The sequence below is a fragment of the Brevibacterium sp. SIMBA_078 genome (assembly GCF_046534565.1).
Taxonomy (GTDB): Bacteria; Actinomycetota; Actinomycetes; order Actinomycetales; family Brevibacteriaceae; genus Brevibacterium.
This window is the reverse complement of the sequence record NZ_JAWRYQ010000416.1, coordinates 1-251: the sequence shown is the minus strand read 5'-3', so window position 1 is coordinate 251 and position 251 is coordinate 1. Positions and strand designations below refer to the sequence as shown.

General features: G+C 39.8%; 1 protein-coding gene. It reads right to left on the bottom strand.

The genetic code is table 11. From position 1 onward, the window contains the following. Positions 1-251: hypothetical protein (locus SB749_RS20240; RefSeq protein WP_410711888.1), on the bottom strand; the 251-nt coding region annotated here is incomplete at both ends.

The following is a 251-nucleotide window of genomic DNA, read 5'->3' as shown; positions in this document are numbered from 1 at the left end:
CTTTTGTTAACGCGATCTAGATCATTAATGTCTAGTATTAACTTAATGGGTGATAGGTGATAGTTGTCGAGCACGCTTGGAGGTAATTCTGAAGCATGCATTTCTGAGCCGGGAAAAAAATAGGCGCGTCCTATTTGAATTCGCACGCCGTTGTTTCTTAACCATTCTTGAATGGCAAATATACCACGATTTAACTGCGCTATCGGATCAATACTTGTATTGCTGTAATAAAAGCCTGATGAGTTATGTCC